This window comes from Thalassotalea sp. G20_0 (genome assembly GCF_017744175.1).
Classification (GTDB): Bacteria; Pseudomonadota; Gammaproteobacteria; order Pseudomonadales; family Endozoicomonadaceae; genus Endozoicomonas.
The window spans coordinates 1-567 of sequence record NZ_JAGHQV010000480.1; the positions used below are offsets into that span (position 1 = coordinate 1).

Below are 567 nucleotides of genomic sequence, written 5' to 3' on the forward strand. Positions count from 1 at the left end.
GAACAGGAGCGACAACTTGCTCACACGTTCGGCTGTGTACGTTTTGTCTATAACTGGGCTTTGCGGTTCAGGTCTGACGCTTGGTATAACGAGCAAAAGCGCATTGGCTATCACGAATCGTCCAGCGCTCTTACTGCTCTGAAGAAAAACCCAGAGTATTTCTGGCTTAACGAAATCTCTTGCGTACCCACTCAACAAGCACTCCGGCACCTGCAAACAGGGTTTAAAAACTTCTGGGATGGCAGGGCAAAGTACCCAACATTCAAGAAGAAACACTCTGTTCAAAGCGCTGAATACACCCGCTCTGCATTCAAGTGGGTCAACGGTCAGTTGACACTGGCGAAGCACAAGGAACCGTTGAACATTCGCTGGAGCAGGGTAATTCCAGACAAGCCAACAACCGTGACAGTCTCCAAAGATTGCGCCGGTCGTTACTTTGTCTCCCTGCTTTGCGATGCAGATGTTGGGAAGTTGCCGGTTTCTGGTAATAGCGTGGGGGTTGACCTTGGTATCAGGGATGTTGTTGCCACCTCTACCGGCTGGAAATCCGGCAATCCAGGTCATACC

At 50.4% G+C, this 567-nt stretch carries 1 protein-coding gene; it reads left to right on the forward strand.

What is annotated here, in order from left to right; translation table 11 throughout:
- A partial coding sequence (locus J7438_RS27145) for an RNA-guided endonuclease InsQ/TnpB family protein (protein WP_209279122.1) occupies positions 1-567 on the forward strand: 567 nt, incomplete at both ends.